The organism is Thioalkalivibrio halophilus (genome assembly GCF_001995255.1).
GTDB lineage: Bacteria > Pseudomonadota > Gammaproteobacteria > Ectothiorhodospirales > Ectothiorhodospiraceae > Thioalkalivibrio > Thioalkalivibrio halophilus.
This window is the reverse complement of sequence record NZ_MUZR01000008.1, coordinates 94,645-116,852: the sequence shown is the minus strand read 5'-3', so window position 1 is coordinate 116,852 and position 22,208 is coordinate 94,645. Positions and strand designations below refer to the sequence as shown.

Annotated in this window: 15 protein-coding genes and 1 tRNA gene; 11 read left to right on the top strand and 5 right to left on the bottom strand. The window is 66.9% G+C overall.

Annotated elements, in window-relative coordinates:
* The first annotated feature begins 14 nt into the window (after positions 1–14).
* Genes acnA through B1A74_RS03600 form a run of 4 tightly spaced genes read left to right on the top strand, consistent with a single transcriptional unit; the run spans position 15 to position 5,980 of the window.
* On the top strand, positions 15–2,768 hold the full coding sequence (gene acnA / locus B1A74_RS03615; protein WP_077243786.1) for an aconitate hydratase AcnA: 2,754 nt from the start codon (positions 15–17) through the stop codon (positions 2,766–2,768).
* 47 nt (positions 2,769–2,815) lie between these two features.
* Positions 2,816–3,178 (top strand): hypothetical protein, encoded by a 363-nt coding sequence (locus tag B1A74_RS03610; RefSeq protein WP_051130319.1) that lies wholly within the window; start codon positions 2,816–2,818, stop codon positions 3,176–3,178.
* 2 nt (positions 3,179–3,180) lie between these two features.
* On the top strand, positions 3,181–4,020 hold the full coding sequence (locus B1A74_RS03605) for an HDOD domain-containing protein (RefSeq protein WP_077243785.1): 840 nt from the start codon (positions 3,181–3,183) through the stop codon (positions 4,018–4,020).
* A 7-nt stretch (positions 4,021–4,027) separates the two neighbouring features.
* Positions 4,028–5,980 carry a putative bifunctional diguanylate cyclase/phosphodiesterase gene (locus B1A74_RS03600; RefSeq protein ID WP_077243784.1) on the top strand — a complete coding sequence of 651 codons (1,953 nt, stop codon included), beginning with the start codon at positions 4,028–4,030 and terminating at the stop codon, positions 5,978–5,980.
* A 31-nt stretch (positions 5,981–6,011) separates the two neighbouring features.
* Here B1A74_RS03600 and B1A74_RS03595 read toward each other — a convergent pair whose 3' ends face one another.
* Positions 6,012–7,403: a class II fumarate hydratase gene (locus B1A74_RS03595; protein ID WP_077243783.1), complete on the bottom strand. Its 1,392-nt coding sequence runs from the start codon at positions 7,401–7,403 to the stop codon at positions 6,012–6,014.
* Positions 7,404–7,477: 74 nt separating this feature from the next.
* Between B1A74_RS03595 and purB the strand changes: the two genes are divergently transcribed.
* A complete protein-coding gene (gene purB, locus B1A74_RS03590) occupies positions 7,478–8,845 on the top strand; it encodes an adenylosuccinate lyase (protein WP_077243782.1) in 1,368 nt (455 codons plus the stop codon).
* Between the two features lie 7 nt (positions 8,846–8,852).
* Positions 8,853–10,019: a cupin domain-containing protein gene (locus B1A74_RS03585; protein WP_077243781.1), complete on the top strand. Its 1,167-nt coding sequence runs from the start codon at positions 8,853–8,855 to the stop codon at positions 10,017–10,019.
* A 49-nt stretch (positions 10,020–10,068) separates the two neighbouring features.
* On the opposite strand, the gene dusA is transcribed toward B1A74_RS03585, so the two are convergent.
* Positions 10,069–11,142: a tRNA dihydrouridine(20/20a) synthase DusA gene (dusA, locus tag B1A74_RS03580; RefSeq protein WP_167539478.1), complete on the bottom strand. Its 1,074-nt coding sequence runs from the start codon at positions 11,140–11,142 to the stop codon at positions 10,069–10,071.
* A 217-nt stretch (positions 11,143–11,359) separates the two neighbouring features.
* On the opposite strand from dusA, the gene B1A74_RS03575 reads away from it, so the two are divergent.
* The gene (locus B1A74_RS03575; RefSeq protein ID WP_018946035.1) at positions 11,360–12,793 is read left to right on the top strand and encodes a Glu/Leu/Phe/Val family dehydrogenase; all 1,434 of its coding nucleotides are present in this window, start codon (positions 11,360–11,362) and stop codon (positions 12,791–12,793) included.
* Here the strand turns inward: B1A74_RS03575 and B1A74_RS03570 are convergent.
* On the bottom strand, positions 12,786–14,180 hold the full coding sequence (locus tag B1A74_RS03570) for a leucyl aminopeptidase family protein (protein ID WP_077243780.1): 1,395 nt from the start codon (positions 14,178–14,180) through the stop codon (positions 12,786–12,788). The genes B1A74_RS03575 and B1A74_RS03570 overlap by 8 nt on opposite strands.
* A gap of 92 nt (positions 14,181–14,272) precedes the next feature.
* Between B1A74_RS03570 and B1A74_RS03565 the strand changes: the two genes are divergently transcribed.
* The 4 genes from B1A74_RS03565 to mnmC2 all read left to right on the top strand — a co-directional run bounded on the left by B1A74_RS03565 (position 14,273) and on the right by mnmC2 (position 19,537).
* The gene (locus B1A74_RS03565) at positions 14,273–15,250 is read left to right on the top strand and encodes an ABC transporter ATP-binding protein (RefSeq protein ID WP_077243779.1); all 978 of its coding nucleotides are present in this window, start codon (positions 14,273–14,275) and stop codon (positions 15,248–15,250) included.
* The gene (locus B1A74_RS03560; RefSeq protein WP_018946038.1) at positions 15,247–16,029 is read left to right on the top strand and encodes an ABC transporter permease; all 783 of its coding nucleotides are present in this window, start codon (positions 15,247–15,249) and stop codon (positions 16,027–16,029) included. The genes B1A74_RS03565 and B1A74_RS03560 overlap by 4 nt, the downstream gene beginning before the upstream one ends.
* Before the next feature lie 104 nt (positions 16,030–16,133).
* Positions 16,134–17,663, top strand: a complete 1,530-nt coding sequence (locus B1A74_RS03555; RefSeq protein WP_077243778.1) for a peptidoglycan DD-metalloendopeptidase family protein — start codon at positions 16,134–16,136, stop codon at positions 17,661–17,663.
* 23 nt (positions 17,664–17,686) lie between these two features.
* A complete protein-coding gene (gene mnmC2 / locus B1A74_RS03550; RefSeq protein ID WP_077243777.1) occupies positions 17,687–19,537 on the top strand; it encodes a tRNA (5-methylaminomethyl-2-thiouridine)(34)-methyltransferase MnmC2 in 1,851 nt (616 codons plus the stop codon).
* Between the two features lie 145 nt (positions 19,538–19,682).
* Here mnmC2 and B1A74_RS03545 read toward each other — a convergent pair whose 3' ends face one another.
* Positions 19,683–21,857 carry a sensor domain-containing diguanylate cyclase gene (locus B1A74_RS03545; RefSeq protein ID WP_077243804.1) on the bottom strand — a complete coding sequence of 725 codons (2,175 nt, stop codon included), beginning with the start codon at positions 21,855–21,857 and terminating at the stop codon, positions 19,683–19,685.
* Positions 21,858–22,108: 251 nt separating this feature from the next.
* Positions 22,109–22,195 (bottom strand) — tRNA-Leu (locus tag B1A74_RS03540).
* Positions 22,196–22,208: the final 13 nt, after the last annotated feature.

The following is a 22,208-nucleotide window of genomic DNA, read 5'->3' as shown; positions in this document are numbered from 1 at the left end:
CGGATGGACGCATCATGAGCGACGCTATGCCCCGGAACACCCGCACCCTGTCCGCCGGCGGACACGAGTGCCAGTACGTCCCGATCGCCGACGACCGACGCGCGCAGACCCTGCCCTTCGCGCTCAAGGTGCTGCTGGAAAACCTGATGCGCCACGAGGACGGGCGCACGGTGACCCGCGACGACATCGAGGGCCTGCTGGACTGGGACCCGGCGGCGGAACCCTCGCGCGAGATCGCCTTCCGGCCGGCGCGCGTGCTGCTGCAGGACTTCACCGGCGTCCCCGCGGTGGTCGACCTCGCCGCGATGCGTGACGCCATGGAAGACCTCGGCGGCGATCCAGCGAAGATCGCGCCCCTGCAGCCGGCGGAGCTGGTGATCGACCACTCCGTGCAGGTCGATTCCTACGGCGAGGCCAATTCCATGAACCTGAACGCCGAGCTGGAATATTCGCGCAACCGCGAACGCTACAGCTTCCTCAAATGGGGCCAGCAGGCGTTCGAGACTTTCAAGGTCGTGCCCCCGGATACCGGCATCGTGCACCAGGTCAACCTGGAGTACCTGGCGCGCACCGTGTTCCTCGAGGACCGCGCCGACGGCAGCTGCATGGCCTATCCCGACACGCTCGTCGGCACCGACTCCCACACCACCATGATCAACGGCCTGGGCGTGCTGGGCTGGGGCGTGGGCGGGATCGAGGCCGAGGCCGCCATGCTGGGCCAGCCGATCTCCATGCTGATCCCGCAGGTGGTCGGCTTCCGCCTGACCGGCAAGCTGGCCGAGGGCGCCACCGCCACCGACCTGGTGCTGGTGATCGTCGAACAGCTGCGCAAACACGGCGTGGTCGGCAAGTTCGTCGAATTCTTCGGCGACGGCCTCGCCGACCTGCCGCTGGCCGACCGCGCCACCATCGCCAACATGGCGCCCGAATACGGCGCGACCTGCGGCATCTTCCCGATCGACGACGAGACTCTGGAATACCTGCGTCTGACCGGCCGCGAGGAAAGCCACATCCAGTTCATCGAGGCCTATGCCCGCGGGCAGGGCCTGTGGCGCGACGACAGCGCCCCGGTGGCGCGCTACTCCGACCTGCTGGAGCTGGACCTGTCCACCGTCGAGCCGAGCCTCGCCGGACCCAAGCGTCCGCAGGACCGGATCCCGCTGAGCCAGGCGGGTGCCGAGATCAGTCGCCACCTGGACACGGTCCTGAAGGAACGCGTTTCCGGCAAGGACGAGCCGTCGGAGGCCGAACGCTTCGCCACCGAAGGCGGCCATACCGCAGTGGGCGTAGAGCATCAGGCGGAAGAACCGCATCACACAGCCATCGAGATGGGCGGCGAGACCTTTACCCTGGACCACGGCGACGTGGTGATCGCCGCGATCACCTCCTGCACCAACACCTCGAACCCGTCGGTGATGCTGGGGGCCGGCCTGGTGGCTCGCAAAGCGCGCGAGCGCGGCCTGAAGGTCAAGCCGTGGGTCAAGACCTCGCTGGCCCCCGGCTCGCGCGTGGTGACCGATTATCTGCAGAACGCTGGCCTGCTCGAGGACCTGGAAGACCTGGGCTTCTATGTGGTCGGCTACGGCTGCACCACCTGCATCGGCAACTCCGGTCCGCTGCCGGAAGCGATCAGCGAGGCCATCGTGAAGGACGACCTTGTGGTCTCCTCGGTGCTCTCCGGCAACCGCAATTTCGAGGGCCGCATCCATTCCGAGGTGCAGATGAACTTCCTCGCCTCACCGCCGCTGGTGGTGGCCTACGCCCTGGCCGGACGCTCGAACCTGGATCTCTACAACGATCCGCTGGGCGATGATGCCGATGGCAATCCCGTCTATCTCAAGGACATCTGGCCGACTTCTCAGGAGGTGCGTGACGAGGTGGCCCGCCATGTCGGCGCCGGCAGCTTCACCACCGCCTACGGCGACCTCTATACCGGCGAGAACCGCTGGCGCAATCTCGAGGCCCCGTCAGGCGACCGCTTCGATTGGCAGGAAGACTCCACCTACGTGCGCAAGCCGCCCTACTTCGACGGCATGGGCATGACGCCCGCCGAGACCCCGGACATCGAGGGCGCGCGGGTCCTGGCCCTGCTGGGCGATTCGGTGACCACCGACCATATTTCGCCGGCGGGCTCCATCGCATCGGACAGCCCCGCCGCCCGTTACCTGGAAGAACAGGGGGTCAAGCCCGCCGACTTCAACTCCTATGGCTCGCGGCGCGGCAACCACGAGGTGATGATGCGCGGCACCTTCGCCAACGTGCGCCTGCGCAATCTGCTCGCACCGGGCACCCAGGGCGGCGTAACGCGGCACCTGCCGGACGGCGAGCAGATGTCCATCTACGACGCCTCCATGCGCTATCAGGCCGAGGGGACCCCGCTGGTCGTCATCGCGGGCAAGGAATACGGCACTGGCTCCTCGCGCGACTGGGCCGCCAAGGGGACCCTGCTGCTGGGCGTGAAGGCGGTCATCGTGGAAAGCTACGAACGCATCCACCGCTCCAACCTGGTGGGCATGGGCGTGCTTCCGCTGCAGTTCCACGACGGCGAGAACGCCGAATCGCTGGGCCTGACCGGCGAGGAGACCTATACCATCACCGGCATCCGGAGTGGCGAGGCGAAGGAAGCGACGGTGACCGCCACCGCCGATGATGGCTCACGGAAGGAGTTCCGCGTGCGCGTACGGCTGGACACCCCGCAGGAGATCGACTACTACCGTCACGGTGGAATATTGCCGTACGTCCTGCGTCAACTTGCGGGCGAAGGCTGAATCGCATCATGTCGCGAATCGCCCCCACTGCGGAACTGCGTGCCGGGATGACGCTGGCCGCCCCGGTGCATGACCGTTCCGGTCGCCTGCTGATCCCCGCGGGCATGACCCTGCAGGACAAGCATCTGCGGGTCCTGCGGGCCTGGGGCGTCAGCGAGGTGCGGATCCAGGACGGGGACCCGCCCGCGACCGAACCCGTCCCGGATGCGGCCGAGGGTACGCAGCCGACCGCCGGCGAAGAGGATCCGGATGCCGCCGAGGCGCGCCTTGGCGCCACCGCGGACGAAGCGCTGGCGGAACGCTTCCAGCACTGCGACATCGAGCGCTTTCCGATGGACGGGATCTACCGCATCGCGCGACGTGCGATGATCGACGAACTTCGGCAGTCCAGGGGTGCGGGCTCGCGATGACTATGCGGTTGGAAGATTTCCTGCAGGCGGATGACGCGCTGTGCAGCTTCTCCGGTGCGTTCAATGCCATCGTCGAACGCATCAACGATCCAACCGCGAGCGTCGCCGACATCACCGAGGCGATCGAACTGGACCCCACAGTCGCAGCCAAGACCCTGCGCCTGGCCAATTCGTCGTTGTACGGGTTCCCGCAGGAGATCGAGACCCTGCATCGGGCAGTGGCCATCATCGGCCTGCAGCAGATCCGGCAGATCGTACTGTCCACCGTGGTGATCGAACATTTCCGCGGCCTGCCGGTGATCGGCGTGGACATGAGTTCGTTCTGGCGACACAGTCTGGCGACCGCGATCATCGCCCGCGGGATCGCCCGTTTCCGTCGCGAAGCCAACGTTGACCGGCTGTACCTGTTCGGGCTGCTGCACGACATCGGCCGTCTGATTCTGTTCCTGCGCCTCGGCCGCGATACCGAGGACCTGATCAACCTGCGCGAACGCGACGGTGAGCTGCTGTTCGTCACGGAACAGCGTTTTCTCGGATTCGACCATACGACCATCGGCAGCGGCCTGCTGGAGCAATGGGGCATGACGCCCGCTCACGTGGAAGCCACCCGCTATCACCACGACCCGCTGGCCGCGCCCGCCTTCCCGGTCGAGGCCGGCATCGTGCACGTCGCCGATTCGCTGGCCAACGCCCTGCGCCTGGGTTCCTCCGGGGAGCGCATGGTGCCGCCGGTCCGGGCCGAGGCTTTCGAACGGATAGGACTGGAGACCGCCGCCTGTGAAGATATCGCCGATACGGCACGCGAACAGCTCGATCAGCTGGCCCGAATCCTCCTGGACTGACCCCGCCATGAGCCCTTCGTACCGGACGCCGGAAGAATTCGAGCAGCTGCAGGAGCGAATTCGCTACCTGGAGCAGAGCCTCGAGGGCAACGCCTACGTGATGGACGTGCTGTCCTCGACGACGGCAATCTTTGGCGATACCGAGGGCAACCGCCGCCCCGAAGTGATCGTGCGCAACACCCTCGAAGCCGTGCGCCGCCTGCTGGCGCTTCCGGAGTCGGCCATCTATCTGCTCGACGGCGACGCCTCGTTCAATCTGGCCCAGCACGACGCGGAAGACGATACCCACGGTGACCTGCCCGACCGTGTGGAACAGCTGATCCAGCAGGGGACCTTCTCCTGGGCCCTGCACGAAAACCACCCGGTGTTCCTGCCCGCCGGCGAAGATGGCGGGATGGTGCTGCTGCACGTCATATCCACCCGTACCCGGGTGCGCGGGATGTTCGCCGCCCGGCCGGGCCAGGACGAAGCCCCGCGTCACGAACTGGTCATGTCCGCCCTGACCCTGGTGCTGTTCAACGCGGCCTACGCGCTCGAATCGGCCGATCTCTACCACCTGATGGAACGGCGCCAGCAGGCCCTGCAACGCATCACCGAACGGCAATCGCGCGAGCTCCTGCATCACATGTCGCACGACTCGCTGACCAACCTGCCCAACCGCATGCTGTTCAGTGATCGTCTCGCCCAGGCCATGGAGCGTCATGCCAACGGCTCCAGCCATGTCGCGCTGATCCTGCTCGACCTGGACAATTTCAAGCGGCTGAATGACGCGCTGGGTCATCGCGCGGGGGACGAACTGATCCGCAAGGTAGCCACCGATCTTTCCGTCCTCCTGGAGACCCCCCGCGGATCAACGGGTGGCCAGGGCCCCAGCCCGACGCTATCGCGGCTGGGTGGCGACGAATTCGGCATCCTGGTGGAGGGGATCCAGGGGCTGGAGGGCGTCGTCCGTCTGGTGACCGAAATCGTGCGGACCACGGCGGTGGAACGGACGGTGGCCGACCATCCGGTGCTGACCTCCTGCTCGGCCGGGATCGCAGTGTTCCCCTACGACGGCGACGAACCCGACACCCTGCTCAGCAACGCCGACGCCGCGATGTACGATGCCAAGGAACGCGGCCGCAACGGCTTCCGCTTCTACACCCAGGACCTCAATTCGCGAACCTTCCGGCACTTCCGCCTGGAAACCGACCTTGGCGGCGCCATCGAGGATGACCAGCTGCGGCTGCACTATCAGCCCAAGATCGAGCTGGCGACCGGCCGTGTCGTGGGTGCCGAGGCCCTGATCCGCTGGGACCACCCGCGTCTGGGGATGCTGCCCCCCGGTCAGTTCATGGAAATCGCGGAAGACATGACCCTGATCGAACAGATCGGAGAATGGGTTCTGCAACAGGCCTGCCGCGATCTCGCCTCCCTGCCCGGAACCGCGCAGGCGCTTCCGCATATCGCCATCAACGTCTCCGCGCGCCAGCTGCGCCAGCCCAATCTTGCGGAGGAATTCTTCGCGATCACCGAGGAACACGGGATCCCCGCCGACCGCATCGAGCTGGAGCTCACCGAGAGCGTGATCATGGATGACGCCGACACCGCCGCGCGCGTGTTCCAGCGCCTGCGCGAAGTCGGCATGTCACTGGCAGTGGACGACTTCGGTACCGGACATGCATCGCTGACCCAGCTCAAGCAGCTTCCGGCCGACACCCTCAAGATCGACCGCTCCTTCGTGATGGATCTGGAGAAGAGCCACGAGGACGCCAAGATCGTGCGTGCGATCGTGGTCATGGCGCGCAGCCTGGACATGCAGCTGGTGGCCGAAGGAGTGGAAACCGACGCGCAGATCCACTTGCTGCGGGAATTCGGCTGCGATTACGCCCAGGGGTTTCGCTATTCCCGGCCGGTCGCCTTCGACGAATTGCGGGAGATGATCGTCAACGACGTGCGCATGCTGCCCGAGTCCGAATAACGCGAACACCGAACCGCGCCGAACGGCCGGTTCAGGCGCCGCCGTCCGCTCCTCCGGTCAGACGCAGCGGATCCAGCAGGCCGCGCAGGCGATCGCGGTCCATGCCGGTGTGCTCCGCCGCCACTTCGATGATCGGCCGCCCGGAGGCGTAGGCCTCCTTGGCGATGCGGGCCCCCGCCTCATAACCGATCTCGGCGTTGAGCGCGGTCACCAGGATCGGGTTGCGATCCAGGGCCGCGCGCATCACCTCCTCGTTGACGCTGAAGCCCGCCACCGCGCGCTCGCCCAGATGGTCGGCGGCGCGCGCCAGCAGCCCCGTCATCTGCAACAGGTTGTCGGCGATCAGCGGCAGGCCCACGTTGAGCTGGAAATTGCCGGCGGCGCCGGCGGCCGTGACCGCAGCGTCCAGTCCGATCACCTGGCGCGCCGCCATCAGCACCGCTTCAGGAATAACCGGGTTCACCTTGCCGGGCATGATCGAACTGCCCGGCTGCAACGCCGGCAGCGCAATCTCGCCGAGTCCCGCGAGCGGGCCCGAGTTCATCCAGCGCAGGTCCTCGGCGATCTTGATCAGCGCGGTGGCCACGGTCCGCAGCTGACCCGAATATTCCACTGCGGTGTCCTGGCTGGCCAGCGCGGCGAACCCGTTCGGCTCGCGCCGGAATGCCAGCCCGGTGCGTTCGGACAGGCGCTCCGCCACCCGCTCGCCGAACCCTTCCGGGGCATTGACCCCGGTACCCACCGCGGTCGCGCCGATGGCCAGCCGCCCCAGCCGGTCGCGGGTCGCCTCGAGGCGCTCCACCGCCTGCTCCAGCTGCGTGCGCCAGCCGGACAGTTCCTGGTCCAGGCGTACCGGCATGGCATCCATCAGATGAGTACGCCCGGTCTTGACCAGGGTCTTTGCCCCCGCCTCGCGCCGTGCGATGGTCGCGATCAGGCGCCGCACCGCCGGAAGAAGCTCGTGTTCCAGCTGGTTGAGCGCGGCCACGTGCAGCGCCGTGGGGATCACGTCGTTCGAGCTCTGCGAGCGGTTCACGTGATCATTGGGGTGGACCGCCCCGGTGGCGCCGGTCGAGGCCAGATGCGCCAGCACCTCGTTCATGTTCATGTTGCTGCTGGTGCCCGAGCCCGTCTGGTACACGTCCACCGGGAAGGCATCGGCATGCTCGCCCAGCGCCACCGCCTCGGCCGCCTGCACGATGGCCTGCGCGGCCTCTCCGTCCAGCTGGCCCAGACCGTGATTGGCCTCGGCACAGGCCGCCTTGACCTGCGCCAGGGCACGGATGAAGGCGCCCGGCAGCGGGCGTCCGGCGATGGCGAAGTTGTCGATTGCACGCTGGGTCTGCGCGCCCCACAGGGCATGTTCGGGCACCTCCACGGTGCCCAGGCTGTCGTGTTCCTGGCGATGGCCTGATCGGGTCATTCCTGGCTCCGGCGGTCGACTTGATCGTTGTATTATACTGCGCCGCACAAGCAAGCCCCATCACAAGGCCGACCATGTCCCTGAACGCCCTCACCGCCATCGCCCCGGTCGATGGCCGTTATGCCCGTCACACCCGCGACCTTGCTCCCTGGTTCAGCGAGCAGGGCCTGATGCAGGCCCGCGTGCGCGTCGAGATCGCCTGGCTCAAGGCGCTGGCCGCCGAGCCCGCGATCACCGAGGTCCCGGCGCTCTCCGCCGAAGGCACCGCCGCGCTGGAGCGCATCGCGGCCGAGTTCGACAACGCCGCCGGCGAACGCGTGAAGGCCATCGAGGCGACCACCAATCATGACGTCAAGGCGATCGAGTACTACATCAAGGAACAGATGCAGGACCATCCCGAACTCGCCGCACGCATGGAGTTCGTGCATTTCGCCTGCACCTCCGAGGACATCAACAACCTCGCCTACGGCGTGATGGTGGGCGAGGCGCGCAACGAGGTGATGCTGCCGGCGCTGGACGGCATCGTGGATACCCTGCGCCAGTTGAGCGGGGAGTTCGCCGACCAGCCGATGCTCTCGCGCACCCACGGTCAGCCCGCCTCGCCCAGCACCATGGGCAAGGAATTCGCCAATGTGGTGCATCGCCTGCAGGCCCAGCGCGAGCAGCTGGCCGGCGTGGTCTGCCGCGGCAAGATCAACGGCGCGGTGGGCAACTTTAATGCCCACGTGGTGGCCTACCCCGAGGTCGACTGGCCGGCACTGGCGCGGCGCGTGGTCAGTGACCTGGGCCTCGAGCCCAGTTCGCACACCACCCAGATCGAGCCGCACGACTACCTCGCCGAGATGTTCCATGCCTTCATGCGCGCCAACACCATCCTGCTGGATGCCTCGCGCGACATCTGGGGCTACATCTCGCTGGGCTATTTCAAGCAGAAGGTCGTGGCCGGCGAAGTCGGCTCCTCGACCATGCCGCACAAGGTCAACCCGATCGACTTCGAGAACGCCGAAGGCAACCTCGGCCTGGCCAACGCGGTGTTCGATCACCTCGCCGGCAAGCTGCCGGTCTCGCGCTTCCAGCGCGACCTCACCGACTCCACCGTGCTGCGCAACATCGGCATGGGCTTCGCGTGGTCGCTGATCGCCTGGAAGGCCTTCGCCCGCGGACTGGGCAAGCTGGAGATCGAATCCACTCGCATGGACGAAGATCTGGATGCCAACTGGGAGGTCCTCGGCGAAGCGGTGCAGACGGTGATGCGCCGCTACGGCATCGATTCGCCCTACGAGAAACTCAAGGACTTCACCCGCGGCCGTCGGATCACCCCCGAGGCCCTGCACGAGTTCATCGACGCGCAGGACATCCCCGAGGAGGCCCGCGCGCGCCTGCGCGAGCTGACCCCCGGGCGTTACACCGGTCTGGCGGACCGCCTGGCCCGCGACGTCTGAGTCGACCATGGCAGCGCCCGATCCGGATACCCCGCTGACCCTGCTGGGCGGACTCACGCCGGCCGCGTTCCTGCGGGATTACTGGCAGCAGAAACCCCTGCTGATCCGCGGCGCGATCCCCGGGTTCCAGAACCCCATCGAAGCCGACGATCTCGCCGGTCTGGCGACCGATCCCGAGGCCGGCAGCCGGCTGGTCCTCGGCCATCGCGAGCGCAACGACTGGGACGTGGAATACGGCCCGTTCGAGCCGGACCGCCTGGCCCGGCTGCCGGAACGCGACTGGACCCTGCTGGTCAGTGATATCGAACGGTTCTGGCCCGATGGCCCCGGATTCCTCGCACAGTTCGATTTCATCCCGCGCTGGCGGCGCGACGACCTGATGATCTCGTACGCCCCGCCCGGCGGCTCGGTGGGCCCGCACGTGGATCAGTACGACGTCTTCCTGTTTCAGGCGGCGGGCCGCCGCCGCTGGCAGATCCAGGATCCGCCCGGGAACCCGGAATGCTTCGAGGATTTGCCGCTGGCGATCCTGCGGGACTTCCGGCCCACCGACTCCTGGGATCTGGAACCGGGCGACATGCTGTACCTGCCGCCGGGCGTCCCGCATTACGGTGAATCCCTGGATCGCGAATGCATGACCTGGTCCGTCGGCTTCCGCGCCCCGGCCATCCTCGACGTGCTCACCGGGTTCCTGGAAGAACGCGCGAACGTGATCGGGGATCAGGCCCGCTTCGAGGACCCGGGGCGCCCCGCCGACCAGTGGCCGGGGGAGCTTCCGGCCGGCGACCGGCGCGAACTGCGCGATGCCCTGCGGGCCCTGCTGGCCGCGGACGACGCCGATCTGGACGCCTACCTCGGCCGCTTCCTGACCCGTCCCACGGCAGGCACCGGGCTCGCTGCCCCGGACGAGGACGCCCCGCCCCCGGCCCCGCAGCCGGGTGTGCGTTACCGCATCCATCCGGGCATCCGTCGGGCCTGGTTCCACGGTCCGGACGGCCCGGTGCTGTGCATCGCCGGGCATGATCACCCCACGCCGGCGCTGGAACCGGAACAGCTGGAGATCTTTTGTACCGTGGAGAGCCTCGCCGCGGCAGACTGGGAAGCCGGCTTTCCGTCGATCCATCAGGTGCTGGAAGATGGCCTGCGCGAGGGGTGGCTGGAGCCCGACGACTGAGGGAAACACTGAGCGGCGGTACCGCCCGGGGCCAGCCCTGCAGCGGATTTCAGCCGGCCGGGGCCACCGCGTCGACCTGCGCCGCCGGACAGGCGGCCGCCGCCCGTTCGATCAGTTCGGGGCCGGCATCGGGACGATGGGCCCCTTCGGTCAGGATCCGCCGCCACTGCCGGGCCCCGGGTTCGCCGTGGAAAAGCCCCAGTATGTGGCGGGTCAGCCGCGCCAGCGGCACGCCCTCGCGCCGCATCCCTTCGGCCATGTCCTGCAGCTTGCGGACCACCTCGGCACGCTCGGGCCGCCGGGCCTCGCCGAAATACAGCCGGTCGACCTCCGCCAGACTCCAGGGGTGATGATAGGCATGACGGCCGAACATGACCCCGTCCAGGGTGGTCAGATGTTCGCGCGCGGCCTCCACGTCATCCAGCCCTCCGTTCAGCACGATCACGCACCCCGGGAATTCGGCCTTCAGCCGGTGTACCCGCGCGTAGTCCAGCGGCGGGACGTCGCGGTTGTCCTTCGGGCTCAGTCCCTGCAGCCACGCCTTGCGCGCATGCACGATGAAATGCCGGCAACCGGCATCCGACACGGTACGCACGAAGGCATGCAAATCCGCATCCGAATCCTGCTCGTCGATACCGATGCGATGCTTGACCGTCACCGGGATGTCGACCGCCGCCTGCATGGCCTCCACCGCGCGCGCGACCCGGTCGGGTGTCGCCATCAGGCTGGCTCCGAAATCACCCGACTGTACCCGGTCCGACGGACAGCCCACGTTGAGATTGATCTCGTCGTAGCCGAAGTCCTCGCCAATGCGCGCGGCCTCCGCCAGCGTGTCGGGCTCGGATCCCCCCAGCTGCAGCGCCAGCGGATGCTCGACCTCCGCGTAGCCGAGGAGATGCGCGCGATCGCCCCGCACCACCGCGTTGGCATGCAGCATTTCGGTGTACAGCAGCGCATGCCGCGTCAGAAGCCGGTGGAAGCGTCGGCACCAGCGGTCCGTCCAGTCCATCATCGGCGCGACGGAAAAGCGCTCCGGCCGGCCCGCGAGCGATGGCACGCAGGCCGTCGGCGAGCCGGATTGCGGCGCGCACACGATGGGGTTGGCAGAAGGCGGATCGGACATTCCGGGCTGAACCATAAATGGGCCGCCCATGGTGTCCCGGCGCGCCCCCGACGTCCAGCAACGCCCGACTCTGCCTGTGCCAATGCGACACGGGTCAGCCTGACCCGCTGTGTCCGACCGACTCGACCGCCCGCGCCCGAACGCTTCGGCGTCTTTTTGCCTGCATGCGGGCCTGCGCATGTACAATCCGATGCGAATTCAGTCACGGAATCGCCGGATGACGTCTCCCGCAACCCCGCAGACCAACGATTTCCAGCAGAACGTTTCGCGCATGGTGGAACGCGCGATGCGCTACCTCGAGATCCCCGACGGGGCGTGCGAGGCGCTGCAAACCTGCGATTCGGTCATCCAGGTGTCCTTCCCCATCCAGTTCCGGGACCGCGTGGAGGTCTTTCATGGCTGGCGAGCCGTGCATTCCGCGCACCGGCTTCCGGTCAAGGGCGGCATGCGTTTCGCACCCAACATGGACCAGGCCCACGCCGAGGCCCTCGCGGCACTGATGTCCTACAAGTGCGCAATCATCGACATCCCGTTCGGCGGTTCCAAGGGCGGCCTGCGCATCGACCCGCGCCAGTACAATGAATGGGAACTGGAACGCATCACCCGCCGGTTCGCCCACGAACTGATCCAGCGCGACTACATCTCTCCGGCGCAGAACGTCCCGGCCCCCGACGTCGGCACCTCCCAGCGGGAAATGGCCTGGATGGCGGACACCTATCGCCAGCACCGTCCGGACGATATCAACCACGTCGCCGCGGTGACCGGCAAACCGGTGGATCTGGGCGGCATGCGTGGCCGGCTGGAAGCCACCGGCCGCGGCGTGCAGTACGCCCTGCAGGCCTTCTTCCGTTCGAAGGCGGCCGTCGCGGAGGCGGGCCTCGAGGGCGGCCTGAGTCAGCAGCGGGTCATCGTCCAGGGCTTCGGCAACGTGGGCTATCACCTCGCCCATTTCCTGCAGCAGGACAACAACGTCCGCATTGTCGGGATCATCAAGAGCGACGGCGGCATCTACGCCGAGCAGGGCCTCGATGTCAACGCGGTACATGACTACATGAACCGCACGGGCACCCTGGAAGGCTATCCGGGCGTGCGTTTCGAACGCGATGGCAACCGCCTGATGGAAGAAGACTGTGACGTGCTGGTCCCGGCCGCGCTGGAAGGCGCGATCCACGAGGACAACGCGCCGCGCATCCGCGCCCGCCTGGTGGTCGAGGCCGCCAACGGCCCCTGCACCTTCGAGGGCGACCGCATCCTGCAGCAGCGCGGAATCACGGTGCTGCCCGACGTGTTCGTCAATGCCGGCGGCGTGGTGGTCTCCTATTTCGAATGGGTGCGCAACATCCAGCACATCCGCTTTGGCCGCATGGAACGCCGCTACGACCAGGCCCAGGGCCAGCACATCGTCAGCGCCATCGAGATGATGACCAACCAGGATGTGCCCGAGTGGCTGCGCGACTCCATCGTGCGAGGTGCCGAGGAGATCGATCTGGTGCGCTCGGGCCTGGACGACACCATGCGCGAGGCCTTCAGCGAGATGCAGGAAGTGCGCGAGGTGGAAAGCAACGGTGAGGTCCTCGACTACCGTACCGCGGCGTACCTGATCGCCCTGCGCAAGATCATCCGCGCCCGTCCCGACCTGAAGGTCATCTGACCCGACCGAAACGGGCCTCCAGCGCCGCGAACACCGCCCGCAGCCCCATCGCCTCGCCACCCTTCGGCCGGCCCGGGCGTGCGCGGGTGTTGAAGGCCATGATGTCGAAATGCAGCCAGGGCGTTTCGGCCGGCACGAAATCCTGCAGGAACAGCGCCGCGGTGATCGCCCCGGCCTGCCCGCCCGAACTGGCGTTGACCACGTCGGCCACGTCGCTCTCCAGCATGTGCCGGTACGGCGCATGCAGCGGCAGCCGCCAGACCGGATCGTCCCACGCCCGTGCCGGCTCTTCCAGGGCGGCCGCCCAGGCGTCGTCGCTGGCGAAGAACGCGGCGATCTCGTGCCCCACGGCCACCCGCGCCGCACCGGTCAGGGTCGCGAAATCCACCACCAGGGCCGGCTCCAGTTCGCCCGCGCGGTCCAGCAGATCGGCCAGCACCAGGCGGCCCTCGGCATCGGTATTGTCGATCTCCACGGTACGCCCGCTGCGCGTGCTCAGGACATCGCCCGGACGGAAGGAACGCGAACCCACCGCATTCTCCACCGCCCCGATCAGGACCGTCAGGCGGACTGCAAGTCCGGCCCGCATGATCAGGTCGGCCAGCCCCAGCGCCGTGGCCGCACCGCCCATGTCCTTCTTCATCTGCCGCATCGCACTGTCGGGCTTGATGTTCAGACCGCCCGAATCGAAACAGACCCCCTTGCCCACCAGTACCACCGGCGGGGCATCCTCCGGCCCCCAGGTCAGCTCGATCACCCGCGGGTGGTGTTCGCTGGCGCGCCCTACGGCATGGATGCATGGCCAGTCCCGGGCCACCTCATCGGGATCCGCCACCACCCGGGCGGCTCCGCCGTGACGTTCGGCCAGATCCTCGGCCTCCGCCGCCAGTTCGCCCGGCATCAGATCGGCCGGGGCCGTATTGATCAGATCGCGGGTGTGGCCGATCGCCGCCACCATGGATGTGACCCGCTCCCGATTCACCCCGTCCGGCCAGATCAGCCGCACCGGCGTGTCGTCGGTCGGTGGCTCGCTGCGATATCGGCGAAAGCGATAACTTCCCAGCCCCCAGCCGACCGCCGCCCGTTCGATTGCCTCCGCTGTCAGTCCCGCCTCCTGCAGGCGATAATCTCCCCCCGGCAGGGACCCCGCCGCCGCGGCGAGCATCCACAGGGGCTGGTCGACGTCGTAGCCGACCAGGACCGCTTCCAGCTCACCCTGGTCCCCGGCGATCTGCAGAACACCTCCGGCCTCGCCGGTAAAACCCGTCGCCCGCGCCCAGCGCGCATAGCGCGCGGGCCGCCCCTCCAGCGCGGCATGCAGGGACTCCGGCGTCACCGGGATCAGTTCAACAGCGGCGGGCGACTCATCAACAAAAACGGATTCCACTGGGGGCTTCCTCATCAGCACGGCAAAGGCCCCATAATAACGCCACCTGCGGCCGGGACGCCCGGCCCCCACCGACCGACAGGGAACGTGCCATGACGCCAGCACTGGAAATCCGCGGGCTGCGCAAGACCTACAACAACGGCTTCGTAGCCCTCAAGGGAATCGATCTCGAGGTCTCCCCCGGCAGCTTTTTCGCCCTGCTCGGGCCCAATGGCGCCGGCAAGTCCACCACCATCGGCATCATCACCTCGCTCGTGAACAAGACGGCCGGGGAAGTCCGGGTGTTCGGCCACGACCTCGACCGGGATCCCCAGGGCGTAAAGCGCTCGATCGGTCTGGTCCCGCAGGAGTTCAATTTCAACCAGTTCGAACCGGTGGGCGAAATCGTCGTCAACCAGGCCGGCTACTACGGCATTCCCCGCCGCGAGGCCTGGGACCGCGCCGGCCACTATCTCAACGAACTGGGCCTGTGGGACAAGCGCGAGAACATGGCCCGCACGCTCTCCGGCGGCATGAAACGCCGCCTGATGATCGCCCGCGCCCTGGTGCACGAACCGCGGCTGCTGATCCTCGACGAACCCACCGCCGGGGTCGACATCGAATTGCGGCGCTCCATGTGGGACTTCCTGCAGAAGATCAACGACGACGGCCGGAGCATCATCCTGACCACCCACTATCTCGAGGAAGCCGAATCGCTCTGCCGCAACATCGCGATCATCGACGACGGGCGCATCATCGAGAACACCACGATGAAGCAGCTGCTGGCCAAGCTCGAGACCGAGACCATGGTCCTGGACCTGGTGGAACCCCCACTGGCGGTACCGGAGGGCGGCCCGATCCCGCTGCGACGCATCGACGAGCTGACCCTGGAGGCCGAAATCCACTCCAACCAGAACCTGAACGATCTGTTCCAGCTCCTTGATAACCAGGGGATCCGGGTCCAGAGCATGCGGAACAAGGCGAATCGTCTGGAAGAGCTCTTTGTCCGCATGACCCAGAACGAGGCCACCCGCAGCCCGCTGACACCCGGCGGCGACGGAGCCACCGAGCAGCAGGAGGGCCAGGCATGACCCGCGCGGATCTCCGGTTGTGGGGCACCGCCCTGCGCACCATCGCAATCAAGGAAATACTGCGTTTTGCCAGAATCTGGGTGCAGACCGTTCTGCCCCCGGTCGTCACCACCGCGCTGTACTTCATCATCTTCGGCGGCCTGATCGGCGAACGCATTGGCGAAATGGAAGGCTTTCGCTACATGGACTTCATCGTTCCCGGGCTGATCATGCTGGCGGTGATCACCAACAGCTATTCCAACGTCGTATCATCATTTTTTGGTTCAAAGTTTCAGCGTCATATCGAGGAGCTGTTGGTCTCGCCGATCCCCAACAGCGTCATCATCCTGGGCTTCATATTCGGCGGCGTAGCACGCGGGCTCACCGTGGGCGTGGCCGTTCTGATTGTCTCGCTGTTCTTTTCGCCCCTGAGCGTGCACAACCCGATCGTGATGCTGCTGGTCGTCCTTTTGACTTCCATCCTGTTCGCACTGGCCGGGCTGATCAATGGAGTCTTCGCACGAACTTTCGACGATATCGCGCTGATTCCAACGTTCGTTCTAACCCCTCTGACCTACCTCGGAGGCGTCTTCTATTCAATCAGCCTGCTGCCCGATTTCTGGCAGGGCGCGTCCATGCTGAACCCGATCTTTTACATGGTGGACGCCTTTCGTTACGGCAGTCTGGGAACCAGTGACTTTCCCGTGATCGCATCCTTTGCCATCATCGCGATGTTCATCATTGTGCTCTATGGTCTGGCACTGTGGCTTCTGAATCGGGGAACGGGCATTCGCTCATGAAGACATTCAAGCGACGGCACCGCGAGAATCGGCGTATCCGTGAGGGTGGTTCACATCGCGGCCAAACGTGGTATAAATCGGCAACGCCCAACGGAACCACGTCCATGAACGGTCAGCGCAGGATCACGTCTTCGGTCATCGTGGGAACCGCCGGCCTCGCCCTCGCAGTGGGTTCCGGCCTGGTCCTCGCCTCCAAGCCACAGGAAACGGAACAGCCCCTGCAGATCGCGCCACTCTCGACCGCGGACTCCGGGTCGCCGTACAACGGTTCCGGGTCTCGGGACACGGGGACCCGTGCCGACTGGAGCCAGGCCTCGGTGGCCGAACCGGTGCCCGCGGTGGGCGGCGCGGTTCCGCCGGGGGACACCCGCACGGTGGCATTCGCGTTCGAACCGGAGCGGGATGCCGGAGAGCCGCCGTCGGCCAGCGAGCCGACGACCGGGGCCACTTCGTACGAAACCTTTGACCTGGATGACGACGAGCCCTCCGCAACGGCCGAACTCGGCCACTCGGACTGGAATTCGCACACCCTGGATCGCAACGAGCGCCTCTCCGGGCTGTGGGAACAGGAATGGGATCTGCCGCTGGCCACGCTTTATCGCCTGCTGGACGACGACGAAAATGCCGACATCCTGAACCGTGTCCGCCCGGGCCAGGAGATCGAGTGGCAAGTGGACGACGAAGGCTACCTGACCCGGATGCGGCTGTGGACCGACAGCGCCTCGGGCTACGAATGGGTCCGCGAGGAGGACGGCTGGGACTTTGACCGCCATGAGGTCGAGAATGCCCGCGAGACCTCGCACCTGATCATCAGCGCCGAGATCGACGGCTCGATTTCCGCGGCCCTTTCTCGCCAGACCGAACTGTCCTCGCGGGCAGCCGCGGCGATCGCCGTGCTGATGGACCGCCACCTGCCGGTGCGCCTGAACGCACGCGCCGGCGATGAATTCACCCTGCTGGTGGAACAGGAGACCGTCGTCGGCGAGGACACGCCGCAAAACCTGAGACTGCTGGCGTTCGACTACAACGGCGAGCGGATTCAGGAGGAAGCCGCGCGCAACGTCAACGGACGCTTCTATCGCCCGGACGGCGAAAGCCTGCTGCCGCCGTTCGACCGCCGCCCCTTCTCCGGCAACTACCGCATCAGCTCGGGCTTCGATCCGCAGCGACGGCACCCGGTTACCGGCCGGGTCGCTCCGCACCACGGAACGGACTTCGCCATGCCGGTGGGGACCTCCATTCAGGCACCGGCGGATGGTCGAGTCACGCGCGTCGAGCACGACCGGTATGCCGGTCGCTTCATCGTGATCGCGCACGGGCAGGGCTACTCCACGCGCTATCTCCATCTGGACCGTGCCCTGGTCAGCCCGGGGGATGATGTCGAGCGGGGCGATCGCATCGCCCTGTCGGGCAACACCGGACGCAGTACCGGCCCGCACCTGCACTACGAGGTGCACGTAAAGGGACGGCCGAAGGATCCGATGCGAGTGGCGTTGCCCGAGAGCGACTCGCTCGAAGGCGAAGACCTCGAGCAGTTTCGCGAGATCGGCGAAGTCCTGTTCGCGCAGCTGGAGAACGGGCAGCGCGGCGAACAGGTCGCTCTGCGGCCGTTCAGCGAACTCGCCGGGCAGTAAGAACCAGCCCGCCGCTCCCGCCGTTGCCCGAAGCACTGGCCTTTGCACGTCTCGAATGGAGGGACGGACAGCCCGTCTCTCCCGAGTTCGGCGACGGCTATTTCGGCTCGGACGCGCCGCTCGAGGAAGCGCACGAAGTCTTTCTCGAGGCCAACGACCTTCCGCGGCGTTTTGCCCGGCCCGGCGCCCGACTTGCGGTCGCCGAGACCGGCTTCGGCACCGGTCTCAACGCCCTTCTGACACTGCGGGAGTGGCGCTCGCGGGCGCAGCCCGACGGCTTCCTGTCCCTGATCGGCTTTGAATCACGCCCCCTGCACCCCGACGACCTCGACCGCGCACATCGGATGCTGGGGCTGGACGGACCTGACGCCGAGCGTCTGCGCAGCGGTTACCCGCCTCCGGTAACCGGCCTGCACCGGATCCATTTCCCGCAGGCACGAGCAGTCCTGACCCTGGTGTTCGGTGATGCGGCCGTCACCCTCCCGCAGCTGAATGCCGGCGTGGATGCCTGGTACCTGGACGGATTTGCACCGCGTCGCAACCCCGGCCTGTGGAATATTGGCGTGTTCCGTCAAATGGCGCGGATCTCCCGGCCCGGCACCACCTTTGGAACCTATGCAGCGGCCGGACAGGTGCGGCGGGACCTGGAAGCGGCGGGCTTCACCGTGCGGCGGGAACCCGGCCATGGCCGGAAACGCGAACGGCTGTGCGGTCATTTCGGCGACAGCAAACCCGCAAGCGACCCGGAAGGTCGCCCGCGGCCCGAGCGCGTGGCGGTCATCGGCGCGGGTATTGCCGGGCTCTCGGCCGCCCTCGCCCTGCAGGACCGCGGCTGCAACGTCCACCTGTTCGATCCCGCCGGTCCCGGCGGCGGAGCCTCCGGTAACCCCGCGGCGGTGCTTCTGCCCCACCTGCTGCCCGACGACGCCGGGCTCAATGCCCTCGCCCTGACCGGGATGCGGCATACGCATGCGCTGATCAAGCGTGCCGCCGAAGGGCTGAACGGCGATGAATCCGAGGTCCTGCTGGGAGACAGCGTCGCCTTCCATGGTATTTCGGGGCATGCGCGCAAGCGCGTGCAGCGCCTGCGTGCGCGCGATCCGGCCGAGAGCGGGTATCTGTTCGATCCCGCCGCCACCACCCCTGCCGGCGCCCCGGGCCCGGTTCTGGACTACCCCGGCGGACGAGCGGTCAACATGAGCGCCCTCTGTCGCGGCCTGGCCGGCGCTCTCCCGGCAGTGGAACGCTACCGGGTCAGGGAGATCCGGCCCGGACCCGACGAAGTGCTGCTGGAGTTCGACGGGGATCCGGCAACAAGCACGACGTTCCACGCCGTCGTCATCGCCACGGCTGGCGTGCCCCTTTGTCCCGAACAGGCACGGCTCGACACCGTTGGCGGACAGATGACCCGTCTGCGTTACCCGCTGGCAAGTCGCGATTTCCGGGTGCGCACCGGCCAGGGCTACTGGATACGCCAGGACACGGACGACCACTGGATCGGCGCAACCTATCGCCATGACGGCCTGCCCGATGATCCGTCCCTCCCGCCCGAACCGACTATCGAAGACGACCATCACAACCTGAGGCACCTGGCATGGGTACCGGGGATGCCGTCTCCGGAGGATGCCCGCATCATGGAACGCTGGACCGGGATCCGCGCCGTCTACCGGGACCGTCTGCCGCTAGTGGGAGCATCCAGCATGGACGCGCGCGGCCGGGTGATGCTGACGCTCGGGCACGGCTCCCGTGGGCTGCTGTATGCCCCGATCAGCGGTGAACTGGCCGCCGACCGGCTGGTGGACCTGCCGGAACCCGTTGAAAAGGCCGTGGCGCGGCGCCTTTCACCGCGGCGCCTGGACAAGGGTCCGGGTTAAGGAAACGCTGATCCATGTGCACGCTGGCGGTGGTTCCCCGGGTTTTCCGAGACAAGGCGCGTCGCGCAGCGGGTAGTGACTCCGCCTGCAAGCGACGCAACGCAGGATCGGGGAACCGGGAGTGCCAACCCCGATCAGTGTTTCCTTAACGGACGTCGTCCCCCTCCACCCACGCCACCGCATTGCGTCCCCGCCCCTTCACCCGGTACATCGCCCGGTCGGCGGACGCGATCAGTTCGGACAGGCTCTCGCCGTGCTCCGGATGAAACGCAACGCCAATGCTGGCCGTGACGACGACCGAAACCAGCGCACCGTCATCCAGTGTCAGCTCCCATCGGGTTTCGAAGACGCCGCGGAGCCTCTCGATGAGGGGGGGCACTTCATCCCGTGAGGCGAGGGATCCCGTCAGTATCAGGAATTCGTCGCCACCCAGACGCACGAGCAGGTCTTCGGCCCGCAGCTGGTCCGCGAGAGCCGCGGACAACCTGCGCAGTAGCTGGTCACCCACCGCATGTCCGTACTGGTCATTGATCGGCTTGAAACGGTCCAGATCGATGAAAATCATGGCCAGCTGCTCGCCCTGGCGTCGGGCACGGGAAGACATGCGGGGAAACGCGCGTTCCAGCGCCGCACGATTGGCCGCCTCGGTCAGTGGATCCTGCCACGCGAGCGTCTGGAGCCGCTCTTCCAGGTGGCGGCGGGCCGTGACATCCAGCGCATGCCAGACCACCGCCGCCCGGCCTTCGAAATGCGCGGCAATGGGACGCACGCGGGCCTCGAACCAGCGTTGCCCGTCCTCGCGGCATTCGCCCGGGGCATATCCCTCCGCCGATCCGGCCGGATGCAGAACGCCCGGGTCCAGAAGATATTCGGTTTCCTGCAGGGCTCCCTCGGAGAGCGCACGCCTTACAACCGCGAGAAACTGCCGGGCCACGGGCTCGGGCAGCAACTCCTCCACGCAATGGCCCACGATCGCCCCGGGCCCCTCAGCGTCGACTTCCCCCCGTGCCCAGGCATCTCCGAAGGAGCGATATACCCTCCCCTCTTCGCCAATGACCAGCGCGTGCCCGGGCATGGCCTCGAACAGGGCATCCTGCAGGTCGCGCGCCTGGGCAAGGGCCTCGAACAGCATCCGGTTTTCGTGCACGTCCACGAGGATGAGGAGCATGGCCTGCCCCTGCTCCCATGGGATCGGCACCCAGCGCAGCAGATGGAAGCGCCAGTGACCATCCGCCATGAGGACACGGACCTGACGGCCGGATGGCTCCGGGTCTTCTTCGGAGAAGTCGAGATCGGCCGGCAGACCTTCGATATCGTCCGGATGAAACAGAGCAAGGTCTTCAACCGTACCGAGCACACCGGGGGTGCGCCCGGTAGCGCGGCGAAACGCCGGATTGGTCCAGAGCAACCGTGTACCCCGCACCACCAGCGTGGCATCTTCCAGGTTGCTGACCAGTGCATGATATTGCGCCAGAAGGCGACGACGGTCGCGGACGTATCCCGTCACGCGCCAGCTGAGACCGCCCAGGGCCAGCGTACCGACGATCCCGAAGGCCCACCAGGCCGGTGGCCGGGCGGTGGGAATGGCATCCTCCGCCGGGCGCGCCAGCAGCACCCATTCGCCACCGGCAAAACTGACCGTCTGGCGCCATTCAATGGGACCGGCCGCGATCTCCTGCGGATCATGGAACACCTCACCACGCGCGCCAGTCCCGTCCCTGCCCTTTATGGCAAGCTGCACGAGACCGCTGCCCTGCCCGAAACCCGCCCGCTCCAGAATCGCCTCGAAATCGAGGGCAACGCTGGACATCGTGAACAAGGGGGCAGACGGCGAACCGTTCGTCACCCCGTCAACGGAGCCCGGTACTCCAACCGGGCTGCGTACCAGCAGGCCGACCCCGCCCTGCTCCAGTTCCCAGGGCCCGGCCACCACCGTCTGTCCGGAATCCATGACCCGACGGAACGAGTCTCCCTGTTCGGGGTGCTCCGCAACGTCGAGGCCGAGGGCTTCACGATTGCCCTCCAGCGGATACACGAAATGGATGCGGGAACCTGCCAGCAGCGTCAATGAGCGGAAGACTTCCGGATCCCGGCGATAGAGCCGTTCGGCCACGCGTTCGAATTCCTCGACATCCAGACCGGGCCGGGCCTCGGCATAGGCCGAAAGACCGATGGTGGCGTGAACCAGACTGTTGATCACGCTTTCCAGGCGCGTACGCTTGCTGGCTACCTCGCTGGCGAGGTTGGAGTGATGGCGCTCCGTGAGCTGCCGCTCCCAGGCGCGATCCGCCAACAGGAACATGCCGGCAAACAGCAGCATTGCCACGAAGCCGACGGCCAGTGGCAGGGAACGCGGACTCCCGTGAAGGACCATCCCGCCAACGTCGTGGGCCCCGGGGTTTCGACCAGAATCTTCTTCGGACGGCTGGCTCATTTCCCCTGTCCCCGCAAACCTCATTTCCCCTGTCCCCGCAAACGGGGTCCCTTGAATCCACAATGCATCGGGAGCGGCACGAAAACCATTGCCTGTTGTCCTTCCGCCGGAAGAGCACAGATTCCCGGCAGAGAAGCTGGTGGGGACGGCCGGACTCGAACCGGCACGGCCTTGTGGCCGGCAGATTTTAAGTCTGCTGCGTCTACCTGTTTCGCCACGCCCCCGCAGACACGGCGG

Excerpts from the sequence above, each read along its gene's own strand:
- B1A74_RS03565 (WP_077243779.1), top strand. The coding sequence starts at position 14,273 with ATGACGCCAGCACTGGAAATCCGCGGGCTGCGCAAGACCTACAACAAC.
- B1A74_RS03555 (WP_077243778.1), top strand. The coding sequence starts at position 16,134 with ATGAACGGTCAGCGCAGGATCACGTCTTCGGTCATCGTGGGAACCGCC.
- B1A74_RS03575 (WP_018946035.1), top strand. The coding sequence starts at position 11,360 with ATGACGTCTCCCGCAACCCCGCAGACCAACGATTTCCAGCAGAACGTT.
- acnA (WP_077243786.1), top strand. The coding sequence starts at position 15 with ATGAGCGACGCTATGCCCCGGAACACCCGCACCCTGTCCGCCGGCGGA.
- B1A74_RS03545 (WP_077243804.1), bottom strand. The coding sequence starts at position 21,857 with ATGCTGCTGTTTGCCGGCATGTTCCTGTTGGCGGATCGCGCCTGGGAG.
- B1A74_RS03595 (WP_077243783.1), bottom strand. The coding sequence starts at position 7,403 with ATGACCCGATCAGGCCATCGCCAGGAACACGACAGCCTGGGCACCGTG.
- B1A74_RS03600 (WP_077243784.1), top strand. The coding sequence starts at position 4,028 with ATGAGCCCTTCGTACCGGACGCCGGAAGAATTCGAGCAGCTGCAGGAG.
- purB (WP_077243782.1), top strand. The coding sequence starts at position 7,478 with ATGTCCCTGAACGCCCTCACCGCCATCGCCCCGGTCGATGGCCGTTAT.
- B1A74_RS03605 (WP_077243785.1), top strand. The coding sequence starts at position 3,181 with ATGCGGTTGGAAGATTTCCTGCAGGCGGATGACGCGCTGTGCAGCTTC.
- B1A74_RS03585 (WP_077243781.1), top strand. The coding sequence starts at position 8,853 with ATGGCAGCGCCCGATCCGGATACCCCGCTGACCCTGCTGGGCGGACTC.
- B1A74_RS03610 (WP_051130319.1), top strand. The coding sequence starts at position 2,816 with ATGACGCTGGCCGCCCCGGTGCATGACCGTTCCGGTCGCCTGCTGATC.
- dusA (WP_167539478.1), bottom strand. The coding sequence starts at position 11,142 with ATGTCCGATCCGCCTTCTGCCAACCCCATCGTGTGCGCGCCGCAATCC.
- B1A74_RS03560 (WP_018946038.1), top strand. The coding sequence starts at position 15,247 with ATGACCCGCGCGGATCTCCGGTTGTGGGGCACCGCCCTGCGCACCATC.